This window comes from Pseudomonas sp. A6 (assembly GCF_052367875.1).
In the GTDB taxonomy this organism is placed as follows: Bacteria; Pseudomonadota; Gammaproteobacteria; order Pseudomonadales; family Pseudomonadaceae; genus Pseudomonas; species Pseudomonas citronellolis.
Genome location: NZ_CP198970.1, coordinates 2,274,614 through 2,291,411 on the forward strand (window position 1 = coordinate 2,274,614; position 16,798 = coordinate 2,291,411).

Genomic DNA, 16,798 nt, shown 5'->3' on the forward strand with positions numbered 1-16,798 from the left:
GAGCGGAGCCTGCCAGGGTAACCGGCAGCGGCAGATTCTGAGCAGGCGCTTGAACGCTAGTAGGTCTGGTCCGCCAGCCACGCGAAACCGTGCAATGCTGCGAAACGTCAGGCTTCAATCCGACCAAGCTCGCGCTGTTGATCCGATGGGTTGCCAGCGTGCCGGATGCTCGCACGGTGCCTATGGAGTCCCGGCCAGTCGGTGGTTTAGGCTCTGGCCAGGAACCTAAGGATGGTGTGAGTGCTGTGGGATGACCGAGAAAGGGGAGCGATGCCGGCAGCATTATCAGTCGGTTTATGAAAGGAATCGGCCTGAATTCGATGCAGGGCGTGCTCTTGACGAATGCCTGCATCATTTCCTGGACCAACGGCCTGCAGGTAAAAAGCTCTCTGCGATTGATCGCGCGATAGGCTTGGCATCAGCTGGTTTTTGGCTTGATACGGATGCGGTTGCTCGATCCGAACTGGCAAGCCTTGCGCTCAGTCGAGTGTTGCACTTCGACACTGCAATTAGTGTCGAGCAACTGCTGAAGTTGGCAAGCCTTGCCCCAGACACCCTCAGATGGGCGATTCGCTACTCGAAGCTGTTTGAGCGTACTGCTTCGCCGCTCTGGCTAGCGCTTCGTGCGGAGCTCGCGGGGGAAGAGTGGCAAGTATTCTTCGGTGTTTGCGACCGTTTGCTTGATCAGCTCAAGCCCTTTGATGAGCTAATTGCCAACGCTGAGAAACAGCTTGAGCACTTATCTCTGCTGGAGTTTTTTTCCTACCTCAGCGTGCTGGCTTATCAGGCGTTTTCCGATGACGCTTCCGATGACCGTTCCGGTCAGCAGTGGACGGTATACAACCGCATTATCTTGAGGAAACTCCGGGCCTGCCCGGAAGAGGATTTTCGCCTGAACGAGTCACGGCTCGAGCAGTCGCTGAAGCGTCATCTTTCACCGATTATTTTCCCCGCATCGCCCACAGCTGATTCAGCCAGATGTCGTGAAAATCTCGAATGGCTAGCCGTTCTGATTGCTGCCACCCAAGAGCGGATCGACTACGAGGGTTCGATTGACTGGTTTTGCTTCGATCCTGAGTGCCATTATCAGCTGAAACCTGGCGAGTCGGTTATCTATAACCAGTCGGAGGCGGGAGCTGTGCGGTGGCAGCGAACCGGGCGTAAGAGCGACCTGCTTTGGCACTACTGGATGAACCGCGTGGTGCAGGCATTCGTTGGCTCCGGCATGGCTGGGCAAATCATCGGTTCGCCTGAGAACCATGAACTGAATCAGTTGGCCTATATCAAGGCGTGTCGCAGCGAGCTGCAATTGCAGCAGATCTATGGCCTGGGTGATTGGCTCTCGCTCGAGGATGGTACTCAGGTTCAGCTTCACCACGTGTTGCTGGCGAGCGAGCTGACTTCGGTTTTCTTTCAGAGCCAGTTCATCCAGCCATTCCAGGACTATCTTCGCGAGTCGGGCGTGCTTGCGCATGCCCTTGGCCGTTTGGCTATGGATGGCCTGCTGTCAGGGGAGAACAGGTTCCCCATGACTTGGTCTGAAGAAGAAGAAAAGATCCGCAGGATCAAAGGCTGGACGGTCAGCGAGGAGCATCCGCTAGGCAGCGCCGATTCAGCCAAGGCAATTCTCAAGTTCTGGACCAGTGATCTCAAGGCGCTATCTCAGCAACTGAAGCAGCAGCCGGGTATGCCTACACCGCGCTTGTACGAACAACCCTTCTACAAAGTTGGCCGCTACAGCTTTCAGTTTCCCTGGGTCGGCGCGCAACAAAACAACCTGACGGCAGCGATCAATAACCTGCGCCGTGTGAATGCCCGTAGAGCCGATGCACAGGTAGAAACCCGGCGTGTGGAGCTGGCCCTAGCCGAGAGCCTTCGGCAACGGGGCTTTGCCGTTGAAGTGGGGTATCTGCCGCCTATTGCAGAAGAGGGCGACGCCGGCGAGGTGGATTTGATCTGCCAGCGGGATGGTGTGCTGCTACTTATGGAGGTCAAGTCTGGGTATATCCGCTCGACCAAACATGAGGTCTGGCTGCATCGCACTAATACTTTGCGTAAGGCTGCCTGGCAGCTGCGTCGCAAGCGTGTCGCTGTGGCAAAGGCGTTGGCGGCTGATCATGATTTGCGCTTCAGGTTGGGCTACCAGGGTCAGCATCCCGAGTCGGATTTGCGAGCCTGGATCGTCGATACCTCCATTGAGCTCGATGGGCAATCAGTCGATGGGTTCAGAGTGGTATCTCGTGAGGCACTGGAGGTAATTCTGCGGGACGAGAAGCAACTCCTCCGGTCGGTGGATCAGTTTGATGAGGAGGAGGGGCGGGGCTCATTGTTCCCTGACGGATTTACTGCTGGCCGATTCATAGCTGTTGTCGAGTCTGATGAGCTGTGGCGAGGTATCTGCTAGTGCTTGAATAGCAATAGCTTATGCGGCGGGGGCGTTGGCATCGGCCGCATCCTAGGGGGCGACCATAGCCTGCAAAGACGATGCTTTGCAGGCTATGACCTACACTCTGCCCACTTCTGGCACCAGATCCGCTTTACGCTTTCGGCTGGCAGATGTAGTTGCCACTTCGCAGGAAGGTTTCATGCTTGTTCGGCGAGTAGACACTCAGGGTGCCTTGCTCGTTAGCGGCGATGTGTTTCCAGGTACCTTCTTCGAGCACCAACTCCGCAAAGGATTCCCCTGTCTGGCTTACGTAGAGCGTTTCGCGGCCCCAGCGTGTCGAAAATAGGCTCATATCCTGCAAATGGGCGCAGGTATTGATGCGGATGTCCTTGGATTGAAGCTTCCACTCGTAGCCATTTTTTTCTGACGTCATGACGTGGTCCGAGTAGAAGCACAACAGCTTTAGGCCCATACGTGTGATGAGCGGTGCATCGTAGTTATCGTCTTCGCTGGCCCAAGTGCAGGTTCGCCAGCCTTTTCCGGCAATAAAGTAGCTGACGAAGGAGGATGCGTTGTTCTTCTTTTTCCACGTTTTGTAGAGCCAATCGTACTTACAGAACGCGAGCAGCGTGTTTCCGTTCGGTAATGACTGGAGGCTCTCCACCACGACGCCTTCCGGAAGGCTCGGTGTGTCTTCCCAGCGCTGCCACTGATTGTCGAGGTTCGCAGTGCAGAAGACGGCTATCTTGTCGTAGTTGCCGGTCTTGGTCGAATCGAAGATCAGGCCCTTTTCAGTGTAGGAGTATTCCTTGCTCTCCTTGAAGCGCCAGAGCCAGAGGCCGTTGAAGTAGCAGACTTCTTCGGTGCGGGTGAATTCGTAGCCAGGCACGTCCGGGAAGTGGCTCTGTTTCCAGTTTTGCGCATCGTGGGAGTAATAAAAGCCTTCGCTATAGCCCGCCATGGCGATCCACATGCCGCTCACAATATCCAATTTGCTGATGCGCGGTGAGTCTTCGGAAGCTCTGAGACGCACAGTGTGCCAGTGCTCACGGTCGAGGCTCCGATAGAGCCGGTCGTCGTTGTCAACTATCAGCCATGTGGTGCCATCGGTCTTGATGTGCTGAATCTTCTCGGGATCACAGGGCGGGTGCTCTACCTGGCGCCACTCAATACTGAACAGATGATCATGGCCGTCCTTTTCGATAACGACCGACTGTTTGGCCAATTTTTCCTGCTGTTGCTGGTCGAGCCGTTCGGCGCGCTGTTTTTCTTTGCGTTCAACCACTGACTCGTCGAATCGACCTTCCGCGAACAGGTCGAGCTGGTTGGCAACATCGGTGCAGGCTTCGGAGAAGGAAGTGAGTGTGTCGTCCAACTGGCGTTCGAAGTGACTGAACTGGTCGTACCAATCCTCGTTCGTGGCGGAATTATCCAGCTCGAAATCGGCATAGCCGGACTCGTCCTTGAACGTAATTGAGGGCAGGCCCCATCGCGTCAGCACGCGATTGCCCTGATTCAGCGTGCTTGAATGCCCAGAGATGAGTTCACTGATCTTCTTGCGCATCTCGTTAAGCGAGGAGAGGCAGGAGCTGCGGCCAATCGTATACGCCGTGCCGCCCACTTTACTGCTGACCTTGCTCAGGAACGAGTCATCCCAAGCTTCCATAAAGTACGAATAATCCGAGGCTTTCATGGTCGCCTTTGTCAGATCGAGCGAAAGATGCACGGCTTCAAAGCTGATCTTGCCCAATTGGGTACTCATATCGGCGAACGCTTTTTCGAAGCGCAACTCGCGATAGCGCACGATGTTCTTCCAGCCGTGAGTTTGCTGCTGCAACTTCTCGGCTGCAGCGAGTACGTTTTCCTCGTCCTGCTCGGTGAGCACCGCCAGCACGCGGGGGAACTGCTCCTTGAACTGTGTGGGCTTCAGCGCGTTCAGTATGCGCAGCACATGCGGCCCTTCGATGGCTTTCTGGCATAGCGTCAGCAGGTAGAACGCGTCGAGCAACCAAGTGTAGGTTTCGTCATCGCTCTTGAGCAGATCCTGCAAGATCGGAAGGTAGTCCTGCGCCTTGCGAGGATTGTCCGCCAGCGTTGCGATTTCACCCGGCACCTGCGGGCATTCAGCCTTGTGCGCCAGCAGCTCGAGAAACTCTCGGCCCTGCCTGTTTAATAACCCTGAGTTCTCGATGCACAGGGCGAACAGCAACAGATAATTGTGTCGGGCTTCGCGGTCATCCGTGGTGTCGAAGAAGGAGTGGGCATTGATGTCCGGCAGCGACGACACCAGCGCCACCGTTTCGGCGTGGGCGTCTTCTATGGCCTCGTCGGGCAGCGCGTTCAGGCCGTGCTGATCCTTGTATATTTCCAGAGTCAGCAGGCTGCCGCCGATGATCTCCTCAATCAGGTCGCGCATCCTGTACTGGGTGTAAAGACCGGAAAACGCCTTGCCAAAGAATCTGGAAATAATTCGTTCGCGTTTTTCGTCACTATCACAGACTTCACCGTCCGAGATCATGTCGATGATGCGGTCATACTCGTCGGAGAGGTAATACAGCGAGTTGAATGCCAAGCCTGAGATGTTTTTCTGGATGAAGTAGGAGTCGGCGACATGCTCCTCGAACGACAGCTCGATGACGGCGCGATAGCGTTCGATGCTGGTGGCTTCGATTTGGTCGATCAAGTCAATGATGAAGCTCAGCAGCTCGACTTCTTCGTCGCAGTCCACGTCCAGCTTTTCCAGCGTGACGATGAGGTGGTTGATGTCTTGCGCAGTCAGCGCGACACCGGGATGGCTGCGCATGAAGTCATACGCGAGGTTGAGCACCAGTAGCGCCTTGGGCATCGACTTGAAGCGGCGCTTGTTCGCTTCGATATTCAACGACCATTGGTGAAAACTGGTGTTGTTCTCGACCCGGATCAGACGACGGTTGATCTTGTCGACCGCCTGGAAGAGGAATTCGCGGGTTTCGATGATGTATTCGTTCATCGTGCCCAGGTTGTTGCGGATCACCGCAATACTCTGGGCGTTGATCAGGTTCTGCTGTTGCAGTTGTTTGAGGTAGTGCCAGGCGAATTTCTGCATGTGCAGCGCGTCGACCTGGTTCTGCAACTGGTTCTGACGACTCTTGCCAGTAAACGCACTGGCAAACCGCTTGAAGAATCCGCTTTCGGCTTGTTGCTTCAGGCGCTCTTCGCTGCAGGTGATCAGCCGCGAGGCATCCACCGCCAGTTGCTGGGTCTGCGCGGCGTTGTTCCGGTGCTGGGCGACGAGGGCCTCAACCGCCTCCTGCTCCGAGGCATCCAGCGGCTGTTGGAAGATTTCCTGGGGTGCTGCTTCGACCGTTTCGCTCATTGAAAATACGCCTTAAAGATTATCGATCAGGTTCTTCAACTGTGTGCTTTGGGCTGCCATGGTCTTGACCTGGCCGGCGAAATGTCGCTCGGACAGATACAGCCCCTTGTGGAACTCGGCATAGAAAGACTGCGACATCTGCAGGTATTCCAGCGAGTCGTGCATGATCATGGCGTTACTCGCCACGTGTTCGGTGGCTTCCAGCGTCAGACGGAAGCTTTTCTCAATGTGATTGTCGATGGCGATGCTCATGGCCATCGTGGTAATTAGGCCGCCGATGATGCCGCCGACCAGCGCGCCGATGGGACCACCAAGAGCACCCACCGCGGCGCCCACTGAGCTGCCGACGACGGCGGCGCCGGATTGCAGCAGATTGTGACCGGCCCGGGTTTCTAGTTCTTCGCGGGTGATCTTGCCCGCCGCGAACAGCACCACGTTCTGGACCACATCCACCGCGCACACTGCCGCCGCCGCCACGCCGCTGTTGGCGAAGGTGCGCTTGAAGGCAGAGCCTGCGAACAGCGTCGGCAGGTTACGTGCCGTGATGCTGACCGTCGCCGTGGCGACACCCGCTTTCAGCGCACTGTCGCCGGCGGCGATGGCGGTGTTTTGCAAAATCAGCAAGGTTGCTTGTTCTGCCGTGATCTCGCCGTCCCGTACACGTTTGATCGACTGGAAAGTGTTGATGCTGCCCGCGATGACGGTGGTGATCACCGCCGCCGAGCCCGCCGCGCGCAGGCTCTGCTGGACAGTCGCCTTGTTCAGGTAACCGTTCTGCATGTTTTCATGCAGTTCCTTGCCGGTCTTGCTGCCACTGCCCAGGTGTTCGGCGTCCCGCTTGCTCAGCGGTGTCGACTGGGCGCCCTCGACGTCGAGATTAGCCGTAGTCTTCTCACGTACCTTTTCTGCGGCATTGGCCACCTCTGGACGGGTTTGCTGGTTGCGCAGCATGTCGCGTTTCGCGGCATCTTTGATCTGCTCGATCTGATCTGCGGGACCGATAAAGGCATCGCTGTCCCGGTACTGGTGAATGCCATCCTTAGTGGACCTGAAGGCCTTTTGGGTGGCATCGCCATTCTTGAAATATTTCAGTTGCGCGCCGAGCAACTGCTCATCGCCTTTCATCACGACGATGTCATGGGTTGTATGGTTCTTGGCGAGCGGGGTATTGGTAAAGTTATCGGTGAAGGCCCGGACGTCCTTGTCCTTGAGGATGGCGTCCAGGTTGAACGATTCGGCGTGCCAGGTCTCGGCCGCGAACCCGCCTTTGATCGCGCTGTTCTGTGCCGTTCCGGCAATCTTGTCGATGATGACGTTTGCGTGGCTGATCTCGGTCAGCATGTGGCCAATCTTTTCCGATGCCTGCGTAGGCCAGATCGGACAGAGGCTGACTGAGTTGTTCAGTGCCCTTTTACGTTCGTTGTCCATGGAGCTTCCTTCATCAAAATATGGAGGTCCACCACCGCGTTATCACGCGTGAGGCGAGTAGTCAGGCCCTGAATAAAAGGTGCGCAAGTTGCCTAGCTTCTGTTGGATTTCATCGACCCAGACCTGCGGCGCGTGGACCCGGATGTTGTCGTTGAGCCCGAAGATCCACCATAGGGTGTCCCGGTCCAGCGCAACCTGGGCATGCAACCTCTTCCAGGCCTGATTGGGCAGATCGCTCAGACTCTGCACGGTGCTCAGTGGCGTCTCGCTGAGCAGGGCGGCAATCTGTGGATGTACGTCGGCGATCAGTTCGACCTGCGTTTCGGCCTGTCGATGGCTGAAAATCCCGGTGTCGATGTAGTCATCGACGTCGAATGTGGCGTGCGACTCTGCCGCTTCATCCAGCACTCGAACCTCGCGGATGCGATGCAGGGCAAACTGGCGCAGGTCGCTATATCCATCGACAGACGCCAGCAGATAGCTGACGGCGTGTCGTGACACGAGGCCTGTTGGATGTAGGCGCAGCCGCTTGAGCTCACCTTTGCTTCGGCTTTGGTATGCAACATCCAGCTGCTTGCGCTCCAGGAGGGCGGTGGAAACCTGATCCCATACCGTCGGAGCAATCACTGCGGGTAGCAGGGTTTTCCCGTAGGGAATTGCCCGAACACGCCTAGCCCAATCCGCCAGGCCATTATTGCCCAGGCTGCCAAGGAAGTTTCGGGCCCGCCGGAACTGCGGACTCAGTTGATCCAGCACCGTCTGGGGCAACAAGGTGTTCAGATGGCTTTCCGACAGGTACAAGGCAAGCGCGGTGGGAGCATCCATGTCTTCCAACTTCAGTGGTGCGTCTCGTGTGAAACTCCAGCGGAATGGGGTTTCGCTATCGTCACACTGTAAGGAGAAGGGAACAGACAGCCGGTTCAGGTCGCGCTGGATGGAGCGCAGAGTTACGGAAAAGCCTTTATCGCGGAGCTTTTCGAGAAGGGTTGGTGTTGCGATGCGCCGAGGCTCGGTGGGTATCAGTCGCAATAATGCGAATAGCCTGAGCAGCGTATCCTTCGCTTGGGACATGAAGACTACCTTGTGCTGAAATGCGACTTATCGCCAACGTTCTGGCGTCAAGTCAGTGCCGATGCTAGCGGCTTGAGTGGCATTGTGCCAGCTCTTGCCTGTGAAATCAGACCGGGTCCCACTCAGCGGGGCGTTATAGCTTTATGCCGGCTGTGGGAGGACTGAAGATGCTCATTCACATGGAAGGAGACTGACGAGCCTCTTTCTCACGTTTCAGTTCGTTGTATTCGCAGTACAGCTCGTACCCTTTCTTCAGCACTACAATGAGGCCGATTGCGGCAAGCAGATTTTTCATTGGAAGCTCCTTTGGTGGATCCTCGATAGATTTGCTTGAAGGGGCGACAAGTTGTGTCGCTTGCTCTTGGGCAGGATCACTGCTTATTGATACTGAGGAATTGCTCCAAGCGCGTCCTGAGAATTTCCTTATGATTAGCGCCGCGACGTTCAAGCGAAGGGCTATGGCAGTTGGGGCAGGTGATGAACCAATCGCGTTCCAGTACCAGCACATCGCTCTGGGGAAAAATGGTCTTTTTCCAAGAGCAGCACGCGCAGGTGAGGGTGAAGGGTGCGGGTGGGATTGGCATAGCAGTCATCCCGTGACTATTGGATGACGCCAGACTGCCAGCAGGTCGCGACAGATCATGTCGCTTCACTTGATCTGAGTCTTGGCTGAACACAAGGCGAAGGTTGTCGTGCTGGAGTGAGGGGCTGTACCCAACGCTTCCATGCGACTTCCCAGCCGGTATCGTGGCTTGCTCCCGGTATATGGATACATTCGATATGAGAGGGGGAGCCGAGGGCTCGCCGGTAAAGGTCTAGCAAGCGACTTGGAATAGCGGTGTCTCGCTGTCCAACTAAATGCCGCTGAGGCAACGACACGAGTTGACTACGATAGTCGAGCGGATCTAGCGAACCGTCGAGGGGCGAGAGCCCTTTCATTTGTGCCCAAAGCCGTGGACTGAGGTTGCCGGCCAGAGTCTGGACCTGAGCAACATCCTCCCGTTGGGCTGCCAGCAGCAGTGCCAATGCTGCACCTCCGGAATATCCCACCAGCTCGAATTCCCGATTGCCATAACGCTGCTTCAGTTGGTCTAGTGCCTGACTGAGGCTGGTGACGATTTCCTGGGAAAACCGCCGATTGGTCCAGAGCGAGGGTTCACAGGCCGGTGCGGCGACGAGCTGGCAAGGCCGCGCCAAGTAGGCATTCGGCGTTGGATCGTCCACTGCTAGCCGTGCTACCAGAAGGTTGTGTGGACTCGGATCCAGGCTGGGTTGTGTCGCCGTGGCCCAGGCATGGCCATCGCCTTCCAAGTAAACGCGCAGGCGAGCTGTTTTCGCTGTGCCCTGCGGTACCAGTATGGCGAGCGGGAACGGTTGCCCCGGCAGGATCTCTAGTTTCCGCCCATGCTCATCAGCCAACTGCTGCAGCGCTTCGCGAGGCGACTGGCAGCCGGCGAGGAGGGCGCCGACCAGCAGCGCCGTCAGGACTCGAAGAAAACCGGCCCACGTGCGTGGGCCGGAAAGGTAGTGGCTCATCAGAAGTCGTAACGAACCTTGGCGGTGAAAGTATCGGCGTTGAAGTCGGTCTTGCCGGTGTAGTCGTAGCTGACCCCGACCGTGACCGCACCCAGATGGTAGTCCGCACCGACACCGGCTTCGTAGCTGTTGCGGACTGCCTTGGCACCTTGGCTCACGAAGGGCGTGCCACCCAGTGTGAAGGTCGAGGTGCTCTGGGCTTCGTCCGCGGCGAAGTCATGGTAGGCCATCAGCTTGGCTTGCGGCTGCAGGTTGCCATTGCCGACCAGGAAGTCGCCCGCCACACGAACACCAGCACCCAGCTCCGCCACTTCGTAGCGTTGGCTATCTACCTTGAGCGCCGCCGACGACCCTTTCTCGTGGTAGCCGTCGATGTCGACGCGCGCATAGCGAGCGGCCAGCCGCGGCTCGATCAGGACCTGCTCGTTCAGGTGGTAGGTGTAGCCACCGACGACGTTGGCCCCCAGGACCTGGCTGTCGTAGTCACCCTTGGCTGTGGTGCCGGCGATACGGCGCTTGCTCTCGTTGTCGTTGAGGCCATAGCTCAGGTTGGCATCGACGAAGTAGTTGCCCTGTTCGAAACCGCTGTAGAGGGTCAGCGCATTGCCATCGACGTCGGTGGTGTTGCCGTTGTCGCTGTTCACACTGGTGTGCAGGAAGCTGTAGGCCACGCCCAGGGTCAACCGGTCGGTGAGCTTGCCGTCGGCGCCGATGGCGATGCCACGGCTGTAGGCGTTGAAGCCGGCGACGCCATCACGCAGATCCTGGTTGGCGTCGCTGTACAGCGCCTGGGCCCAGATGCCGGTGTTCTGCAGCACATCGCCCGAGGACTCACCGCGCAGGCTACTGGTGCGATTGCCGGTGACGTTGCTCATCAGCGTCTGCCCACTGGTGGCCGCCTGGGTCGCACCACCGTTCACCTCAGGAGCGAGCTGCTCCGTCAGCTTCTTCAGCGCTGCCGGATCCTGCGAGGCATTCACGTAAGCCTGGAACACCGGATCGTTGGGATTGCTCTGCGCCAGTCCAGTAATCACCTGGCTGAAGGCCGCGCCTGCACGTTGGGCGTTGGCTGAACCGCCAATCTGACCGATCACCTCTCCGACTTCGTCCTGGCCCTTGGTGCTGACCTTGGCCAGGATCTGGTTGTCACCACTGCTGACGGTGTCGACGTTCAGCAGGGCCGAGCGGCTGGTTACGCTGACGCCGTCATTCAGCAGGGTGCCGGCTTGGACCAGGGTATAGGTCGTGCCCTGGGCCTTGAAGTCGCTGCCCTGGGCTGCCAACTGGATCTGCGAGCCCTTGGCGAATTCCGCCGTGCCGGAGACGGCGACCACGGCCTTGCTCGGATCCGTGGCCGTGCTCAGGTTGAGCCCCAGCGAGGAGTTGCCCGCCACATCCAGGTTGCCCTGAATCGTGGTGTGCGGCTGAGCGAATTCCAAGTGTGCCGGCGTGTTGCCGGTATCGCTGCCGACATCCAGCCAACCGGCGTCCTTCAAGCGGATGTTCGCGCCATCGGTGCTGGCGTCGGTACCGCTGAAGGTCACGTCGCCGTTCACTTCGATATTGGATAGGTCGATCAGGTTGCCGGTAATGCTGCCGGCGTTCCAGACCAGGTGCACGCCACCACTGGCCTGGGAGGCATCGATGGCTTCGTCCTGGGAAATCAGGTTGCCGCTGTTCTGGATGACCAACGTGTTGCCGGCATTCGCACCGTCGATGTCGAAGGCCCCCACCTCGATGGCGGCATCGTCAGCCTGGATGGTGCCGGTGTTGAGCACCTGTACCGGCGCACTGGTAAAGCTCACGCCGTCGAGACGCAACGCGGTTGCATCGTCGCCGTGGGCCACGATGCTGCCATGGTTCTCGATCCCGCCGAGGTCCACCCGATCCGGACCACCGTTGTCATCATCATAGGTGGCGAGAACACCCGTCGAGCCGGCGCCGCTGACCTGGATCAGACCATCGTTGATCAGCTTGCCAGCGATGGTGCCGCCCTTGAGCTGGATGCCGGTGGCCTCTTCGCCATCGGCGAGGATCTTGCCGCTGGCGGCGTTGACCAGGTCGCCCTGCAACACCGACTGGCCGGCGAACTTGAGGCCACGGATACCATCGCCCTCGAGGACACCGCCGGCCACCTGCAGGGTGCCTTCATTGACCAGGTTGCCGTGGATGATGGCCGGATCGATCAGCAGGCCGGTGACGCCCGCGCCGTTCACCGTGATGTTGCCCTTGTTCTGCAGGTTGCCGAACACCTCGGTCGGCGCGCCGATGGGCGAGGGAGTGTCATCATCGCCGGCGTAGGACAGGTCGACGCCGTTGAGGTCATCGCCCGTGGCCTGCACCTGGGCGTTGAGCACCAAGTCGTGATTGAAAGTGTCGCTGTAGAAACGAAGTGGCTGGTCGCTGCCAGTGAAGCTGCCGGTGACTTCGGTGCTGTCGGTGTAGGTGTTGCCTTCGCTGTCCAGCCCGCTGTTGGTCAACGTCAGGGCGTGTGCGGCGAGGGGTAGGGCACTGGCGGAAATCGCCAGGGCGAGCAGTGTCTTGCGATATTTTGGAGTCATGAGTGCTTTATCCCTAAACAGTATTTGGCGATTTGTTTTTTTATTATTTGTTTTGCGGAGACCTCTTTTCGAAAATAAAAAGTTGGGTGGTGAATGCGCAGCCAAACTTGGCTGCGCAGTTGGTGGAGTGATTGGTTTGGTTTGATGAGGATCTTTCTTATTCTTTAACTGCGATGCGACAACTTGCGTCGTTCTGCCTACCAAGCAGAGCGACAGAGGTTTTTCTTGCTGGTCAGGGGTTGGAGAACCTGGGGAAGGTTCTGGGTCGGGAGCCTCACCGTCTGGCCGCCGGCGCTGAGTTGCAGGGTGCGGGCCTTGCGCAGCGCGGCCCAGAAGCCCGGGAAGCTGGAGCTGCAGGCTTCGCAGTCGGTGTAGAGGGGGTTGCTGAAGGTGGTGCCGTCGACGATGACGTCGAAGCCATCGCGTTCGGATGAGTACTGTTTTCCGGCGATGGTGGCGTAAGCGGAGACCGCGCTTTCTCCATCGTCTGGGCAGGTGATGTTCAACTGGTTGCCGTTACCGTCGTCGATCAGGTGTTCTTCGACACCTTGGGTGTAGCTGGAAGTCCATTCAGAGGTGCCGGCAAAAGCGGTGCTGGTGGCCAGCCAGCCGAGGAGAGAAGCCAGAAGCAGTTGCTTGTGCATGGGGACAATCCCTGTATCGAGTGAAGAAAGATCACCAATAAAGTCGAAAATCAACCTTTTGGGGTGATTTTCGACCTGTGGTGTTCTTCATGTCAATGAGGCGGTGCTCAACCATTCAGGTTGAATGGGAGAGGCATCATGTCTGGTACGGATCAGAAAGCACTGGCTGAAGCGGTAGGACGGGCTATTGCTAAGCAGCGCATGCGCTGTGGGATGACGCAGGACGAAGTGGCGGAGATCCTGGGCGTGGGGAATGAGGCGGTGTCACGCATCGAGCGCGGAATCGTCATGCCCAACATTGCCCGGCTGTTCGAGTTTGCGACGATCTTCAACTGCAATGCGATGGAACTGCTGAGCGAGGCCAGCTTGCGCCCGGATGACCAGGCCTCGCGGATCAGCGGATTACTGAATGCCCTGGAGGAGAGCGACCGTCAGTTGGTCGTAGAGATGGTCGAACGGTTAAGTGAGCGACTTAGTCGCGGGTGAGGGGTGCCACTTCAGCCAGCAGAATTGAGTTAGCGGCGTGGTAGGGGTTCTTCGTTGTACTTCGCTCCGCAGCGGAGGCAGAGGCAGTCGTATTCCATGAACTGAAAGCGGCGTACATCGCGAATGAAATCGCCGGTACTGTTCCAGTTCGCCGCCGCGCCGCATATACCATCGAGCATCAGGTTGAACGCGCGCTCCAGCGGACTCTCGCAATGCAGGTCCGAGGTGATCGGCTGCTGCCGGGCAGATGACTGCTGGATGCCGCGCAAGAAACCGTCCAGCGTGCCCATCAGCCGAGCCAGTGCTTTGGCGGCATCCTTGGACAGCACCACGGATGAGTTACAGATCAGACACCGTGTGATCATGGTGAGTGCTCCTGTTAGGCGGAAAGTTGGGATGAGAGTCGGCGAGTAGGAGCCCTGATGGCTCCTGCTTATGCCGCCAGGGGACTAGAGGGAAATGTGGAGCCCGACCCGCTGGAGGAGTCGGTGGAACAGGATCAGTGCCAGTACGATGGCCAGTGCCAGCGGCCAAAAGCGCAGCATGAGCACCAGCAGCGCAACGGCCATCGCGCAACTGGCCAGCACGCCGATGAACACGAACAGCAAACCAATGAAGCGCACCAGGTTCATGGCGCAATCCTCCTCGTAGATTGAGTGATGGGTGATGCCGCGGACATCAGTCCGCGGCGTGTTGGGCCCGGGCTTCGGCACGGGCTTTCAGCAGCGTCGACAGGGTGGGTTTCGGCGTGGTGAGCGGTTCCGCTACTAGCGCGGTCGAAGGCGGCGATTCAGGAGCCGGCTCCGGGAAGAACTCTTCGGTGATGGCCCCCGTTTCCTCGTCACTGTCTTCGAAAGCGCCATTGGCAAAGCCCAGCCGCGCAGTGGCATCCAGCGCCACCTGGTCGAAGCCGGAGGCCTGGCGCGCTTCATCGAGTTCCCGGGCTTGCAGCAAGGCTTCCTCCATCGAAAGGCCACTGCGCACCGTGATATCGACGTAGAAGATCGGCGAGCCATGGCTTTGCCGGGTGGACTTGCCGCGCAGACGTAGCTCCAGCGGCAAGCACGCCAAGCGGTTGCCGGAGATCGCCTGCAGGTACTGCAGCCGCGCCACCAGGGTACGAATGCTGTTGAAGCCGGTGGTGCGGAACACGAAGCTGCCCAGCGGATCCTCATCGCCAATGGCGACGTTGAGGCGACCGTAGGGCTTGCACGCACCGCCCTTGGCCAGCGGACAACCATCCGGCGACGGGCAGGGCAGCGAAGCGATGCAGTCCTGGCCACGGCGCCTGCAGGTCTCGCCATTGCCGACACACAGCGGCCGTCCGGACTGCCGATCGAACAGGCAGTACTCGGCGCGGAAGTTCAGCTCCGGCGCGTTGAACAGCAGACGGATCGGAATGCTGCGGATCTTGCCGCCCTGCGCTTTGCGCAACTCCTCGTCCAGCGGATGGGGCAGCCAGCCATCGCGGAGTTGGACCTGCGACGTGAGGGTGAATTGATCGTCCTTCTCCGGCAGGCGCTTGCCGTTCTTCTCGACGACCTTGCCGATGGAAATCCGCCCGAGCACCGGCGGGGTAATGGCCAAGCCTTTGAGCATGGTGGTTCTCCAGTGGATGAATAAAAAGGACCACCCCGGCGCAGGGGAGACGCCAGGGTGGTCAAGGGGGGAAGCGAAATCAGGTGATCAGGAAGCGCCGGCTGCCGACCTTGGTGGTGGGGTAGCGCGCCAGCAGGTAGGGCTTTTCCTTGAGCAGCCGCGACACATCGAGCACTACGCTGTCCTTGGCCTTGCGCCAGGACACCGCGCCGTTGGCGAACAGCGCCCGGCTGGCATCGCCCATGGCCTGCTGCAGTTGCTGCTTCAGCTCGGCCTCGCGCTTGCCCTGGAGCTCCAGGCTGGCGCGCACCATCTGCAGTTCATCGAAGGCAGCCGACAGCAGCGGATCCTGGGTGAAGTCCAGGGTGTGCCCCTGGTCCTCTGGATACAGGCAGCGCAGGGCCTGCTCCGCCGACTCGGAGCCATCCGCCGGCGGTGGCGTATCGCGTTGCACGTAGTTCCAGAAATCGCGCTCCAGCTCGATCAAGCGGGCGATCAGCTCCTCGTCGCGCTCGATGCGATGGATCTCCAGGTGCTGGCCGCCGAGCAACACGGCCACATCGGCCGCCTGCTTGCCAGTGACCGCCAACTGGTGCATCACCTGCAACTGCACGTAGACCGGCACACCGTCCTTCCACAGACGCGCACCGTTGATGCCGGCGGTCTTGCATTCGAGGATCTGTACGTCGCTGGCGCCGATCACCTCGCGGTCGATGTTGGCCAGCATCCAGTCCAGTTTCGGATCGGGATGCTGCAGCACGGCATTGATCCGCCGTACCCGGTTGCCGGTACGCCGGGTATAGTGGTTGGCGACGATGGGCTCGAGGATGTTGCCCCAGTAGGTCGGGCTGTCCTCGTCGTTCGGATCGCTCTTGGGCAGCCCGGCATCGCGACCGGTCTTCTCCAGCCACAGCTCCAGCTGCGACTTGTAAGGGTTGAGGCCGACTGCGGCTGCAGCATCCGAGCTGCCGATGCCGTGCTTGCGTACGGCCAGCCAGTCGTCACGGGACAGATCCTTGGTGCCGACCAGGCGCAGGGCAGGGCGTTGCCGTGTTCTGTTGGATGTGGAATGGGCGTGAGTCATGAGGATTTTTCTCCGGACATAAAAATGCCCGACCGGCGGAACCGGTCGGGCATCGAGTGAGGGAGTTGGGGTCGTCAGGCCATCAACGGGAGGACTGCATCCAAGCAGTGCTGCAATCCCTCCCTCTTAACGGGCTGCACCACCGGCCATGGCGGTCACCGGCTGCCGTCGCCGTGCGTGATGGGCACGAACCTTCTCGCGCCAAGTGGGCGAGAGTTCCTTGGCCATGTCGAGATAGCGCAGCGGGCAACTGTAGTAGTACGGCGCCATGGACTCATCCATGACTTTGTAGCCCCACTCACCGCCACTGCGTTGCAGCAGATCACAGCGGATGTAGCGCATGGACTCGCCAGGTGAGAGGTCTGGGTGGACACCTGTAGTTTTCGCCGTCACTTCGGTGACCGACCACAGCACATTGCCGCGCAAGGTATGCACAAGCACACGAACACTGGCTCGTGCCGTGTCTTCGGGGCGGATCAGATCTTGGACGAGTTCTGACCGGGTTCGGGATGAGAACAGCCAGCCCATGAGAGAGGCCTCCAATGAAACACCGAGGCCCAACTCCACGGGAGCGGAACCCCGGCAGGTGGAAGGGAACGCCCAACGTCGTGGTACCTGCGAGCGACTGCTGTCATCGCAGAACCGGTT

General features: G+C 59.0%; 13 protein-coding genes. 2 read left to right on the forward strand and 11 right to left on the reverse strand.

Features of this window, described 5'->3' with window-relative positions; translation table 11 throughout:
- Positions 1-250: 250 nt before the first annotated feature.
- Positions 251-2,404: an NERD domain-containing protein gene (locus ACTWJ5_RS10355; RefSeq protein WP_245322952.1), complete on the forward strand. Its 2,154-nt coding sequence runs from the start codon at positions 251-253 to the stop codon at positions 2,402-2,404.
- A gap of 133 nt (positions 2,405-2,537) precedes the next feature.
- Here ACTWJ5_RS10355 and ACTWJ5_RS10360 read toward each other — a convergent pair whose 3' ends face one another.
- The 6 genes from ACTWJ5_RS10360 to ACTWJ5_RS10385 all read right to left on the reverse strand — a co-directional run bounded on the left by ACTWJ5_RS10360 (position 2,538) and on the right by ACTWJ5_RS10385 (position 12,981).
- Positions 2,538-5,741, reverse strand: a complete 3,204-nt coding sequence (locus ACTWJ5_RS10360) for a hypothetical protein (protein WP_043317305.1) — start codon at positions 5,739-5,741, stop codon at positions 2,538-2,540.
- A 12-nt stretch (positions 5,742-5,753) separates the two neighbouring features.
- Complete coding sequence (locus ACTWJ5_RS10365; RefSeq protein WP_023082725.1) at positions 5,754-7,169, reverse strand: hypothetical protein; 1,416 nt, start codon at positions 7,167-7,169, stop codon at positions 5,754-5,756.
- A gap of 42 nt (positions 7,170-7,211) precedes the next feature.
- On the reverse strand, positions 7,212-8,240 hold the full coding sequence (locus tag ACTWJ5_RS10370) for a helix-turn-helix transcriptional regulator (RefSeq protein WP_043317308.1): 1,029 nt from the start codon (positions 8,238-8,240) through the stop codon (positions 7,212-7,214).
- Between the two features lie 639 nt (positions 8,241-8,879).
- A complete protein-coding gene (locus ACTWJ5_RS10375) occupies positions 8,880-9,776 on the reverse strand; it encodes an alpha/beta hydrolase (protein ID WP_074980471.1) in 897 nt (298 codons plus the stop codon).
- Positions 9,776-12,337 (reverse strand): autotransporter family protein, encoded by a 2,562-nt coding sequence (locus ACTWJ5_RS10380; RefSeq protein WP_043317310.1) that lies wholly within the window; start codon positions 12,335-12,337, stop codon positions 9,776-9,778. Before ACTWJ5_RS10380 ends, ACTWJ5_RS10375 begins: the two co-directional genes overlap by 1 nt.
- A gap of 197 nt (positions 12,338-12,534) precedes the next feature.
- The gene (locus ACTWJ5_RS10385; protein WP_043317312.1) at positions 12,535-12,981 is read right to left on the reverse strand and encodes a hypothetical protein; all 447 of its coding nucleotides are present in this window, start codon (positions 12,979-12,981) and stop codon (positions 12,535-12,537) included.
- A gap of 138 nt (positions 12,982-13,119) precedes the next feature.
- On the opposite strand from ACTWJ5_RS10385, the gene ACTWJ5_RS10390 reads away from it, so the two are divergent.
- Complete coding sequence (locus tag ACTWJ5_RS10390; RefSeq protein WP_034040888.1) at positions 13,120-13,467, forward strand: helix-turn-helix domain-containing protein; 348 nt, start codon at positions 13,120-13,122, stop codon at positions 13,465-13,467.
- A 29-nt stretch (positions 13,468-13,496) separates the two neighbouring features.
- Here ACTWJ5_RS10390 and ACTWJ5_RS10395 read toward each other — a convergent pair whose 3' ends face one another.
- The 5 genes from ACTWJ5_RS10395 to ACTWJ5_RS10415 all read right to left on the reverse strand — a co-directional run bounded on the left by ACTWJ5_RS10395 (position 13,497) and on the right by ACTWJ5_RS10415 (position 16,678).
- On the reverse strand, positions 13,497-13,832 hold the full coding sequence (locus tag ACTWJ5_RS10395; protein WP_043317315.1) for a hypothetical protein: 336 nt from the start codon (positions 13,830-13,832) through the stop codon (positions 13,497-13,499).
- Positions 13,833-13,916: 84 nt separating this feature from the next.
- Positions 13,917-14,099 carry a hypothetical protein gene (locus tag ACTWJ5_RS10400; protein WP_043317317.1) on the reverse strand — a complete coding sequence of 61 codons (183 nt, stop codon included), beginning with the start codon at positions 14,097-14,099 and terminating at the stop codon, positions 13,917-13,919.
- A gap of 46 nt (positions 14,100-14,145) precedes the next feature.
- Entirely contained in the window at positions 14,146-15,066 is a 921-nt protein-coding gene (locus ACTWJ5_RS10405; RefSeq protein ID WP_043317319.1) for a recombination directionality factor, read from the reverse strand.
- A 79-nt stretch (positions 15,067-15,145) separates the two neighbouring features.
- The gene (locus tag ACTWJ5_RS10410; protein WP_043317321.1) at positions 15,146-16,150 is read right to left on the reverse strand and encodes a YqaJ viral recombinase family nuclease; all 1,005 of its coding nucleotides are present in this window, start codon (positions 16,148-16,150) and stop codon (positions 15,146-15,148) included.
- Between the two features lie 126 nt (positions 16,151-16,276).
- The gene (locus ACTWJ5_RS10415; RefSeq protein ID WP_074980472.1) at positions 16,277-16,678 is read right to left on the reverse strand and encodes a hypothetical protein; all 402 of its coding nucleotides are present in this window, start codon (positions 16,676-16,678) and stop codon (positions 16,277-16,279) included.
- Positions 16,679-16,798: the final 120 nt, after the last annotated feature.

What these genes read in the sequence shown, in the direction of transcription:
- ACTWJ5_RS10395 (WP_043317315.1), bottom strand. Translation starts at nt 13,832, where the DNA reads ATGATCACACGGTGTCTGATCTGTAACTCATCCGTGGTGCTGTCCAAG.
- ACTWJ5_RS10390 (WP_034040888.1), top strand. Translation starts at nt 13,120, where the DNA reads ATGTCTGGTACGGATCAGAAAGCACTGGCTGAAGCGGTAGGACGGGCT.
- ACTWJ5_RS10385 (WP_043317312.1), bottom strand. Translation starts at nt 12,981, where the DNA reads ATGCACAAGCAACTGCTTCTGGCTTCTCTCCTCGGCTGGCTGGCCACC.
- ACTWJ5_RS10410 (WP_043317321.1), bottom strand. Translation starts at nt 16,150, where the DNA reads ATGACTCACGCCCATTCCACATCCAACAGAACACGGCAACGCCCTGCC.
- ACTWJ5_RS10380 (WP_043317310.1), bottom strand. Translation starts at nt 12,337, where the DNA reads ATGACTCCAAAATATCGCAAGACACTGCTCGCCCTGGCGATTTCCGCC.
- ACTWJ5_RS10405 (WP_043317319.1), bottom strand. Translation starts at nt 15,066, where the DNA reads ATGCTCAAAGGCTTGGCCATTACCCCGCCGGTGCTCGGGCGGATTTCC.
- ACTWJ5_RS10360 (WP_043317305.1), bottom strand. Translation starts at nt 5,741, where the DNA reads ATGAGCGAAACGGTCGAAGCAGCACCCCAGGAAATCTTCCAACAGCCG.
- ACTWJ5_RS10375 (WP_074980471.1), bottom strand. Translation starts at nt 9,776, where the DNA reads ATGAGCCACTACCTTTCCGGCCCACGCACGTGGGCCGGTTTTCTTCGA.
- ACTWJ5_RS10370 (WP_043317308.1), bottom strand. Translation starts at nt 8,240, where the DNA reads ATGTCCCAAGCGAAGGATACGCTGCTCAGGCTATTCGCATTATTGCGA.
- ACTWJ5_RS10355 (WP_245322952.1), top strand. Translation starts at nt 251, where the DNA reads ATGACCGAGAAAGGGGAGCGATGCCGGCAGCATTATCAGTCGGTTTAT.
- ACTWJ5_RS10400 (WP_043317317.1), bottom strand. Translation starts at nt 14,099, where the DNA reads ATGAACCTGGTGCGCTTCATTGGTTTGCTGTTCGTGTTCATCGGCGTG.
- ACTWJ5_RS10365 (WP_023082725.1), bottom strand. Translation starts at nt 7,169, where the DNA reads ATGGACAACGAACGTAAAAGGGCACTGAACAACTCAGTCAGCCTCTGT.
- ACTWJ5_RS10415 (WP_074980472.1), bottom strand. Translation starts at nt 16,678, where the DNA reads ATGGGCTGGCTGTTCTCATCCCGAACCCGGTCAGAACTCGTCCAAGAT.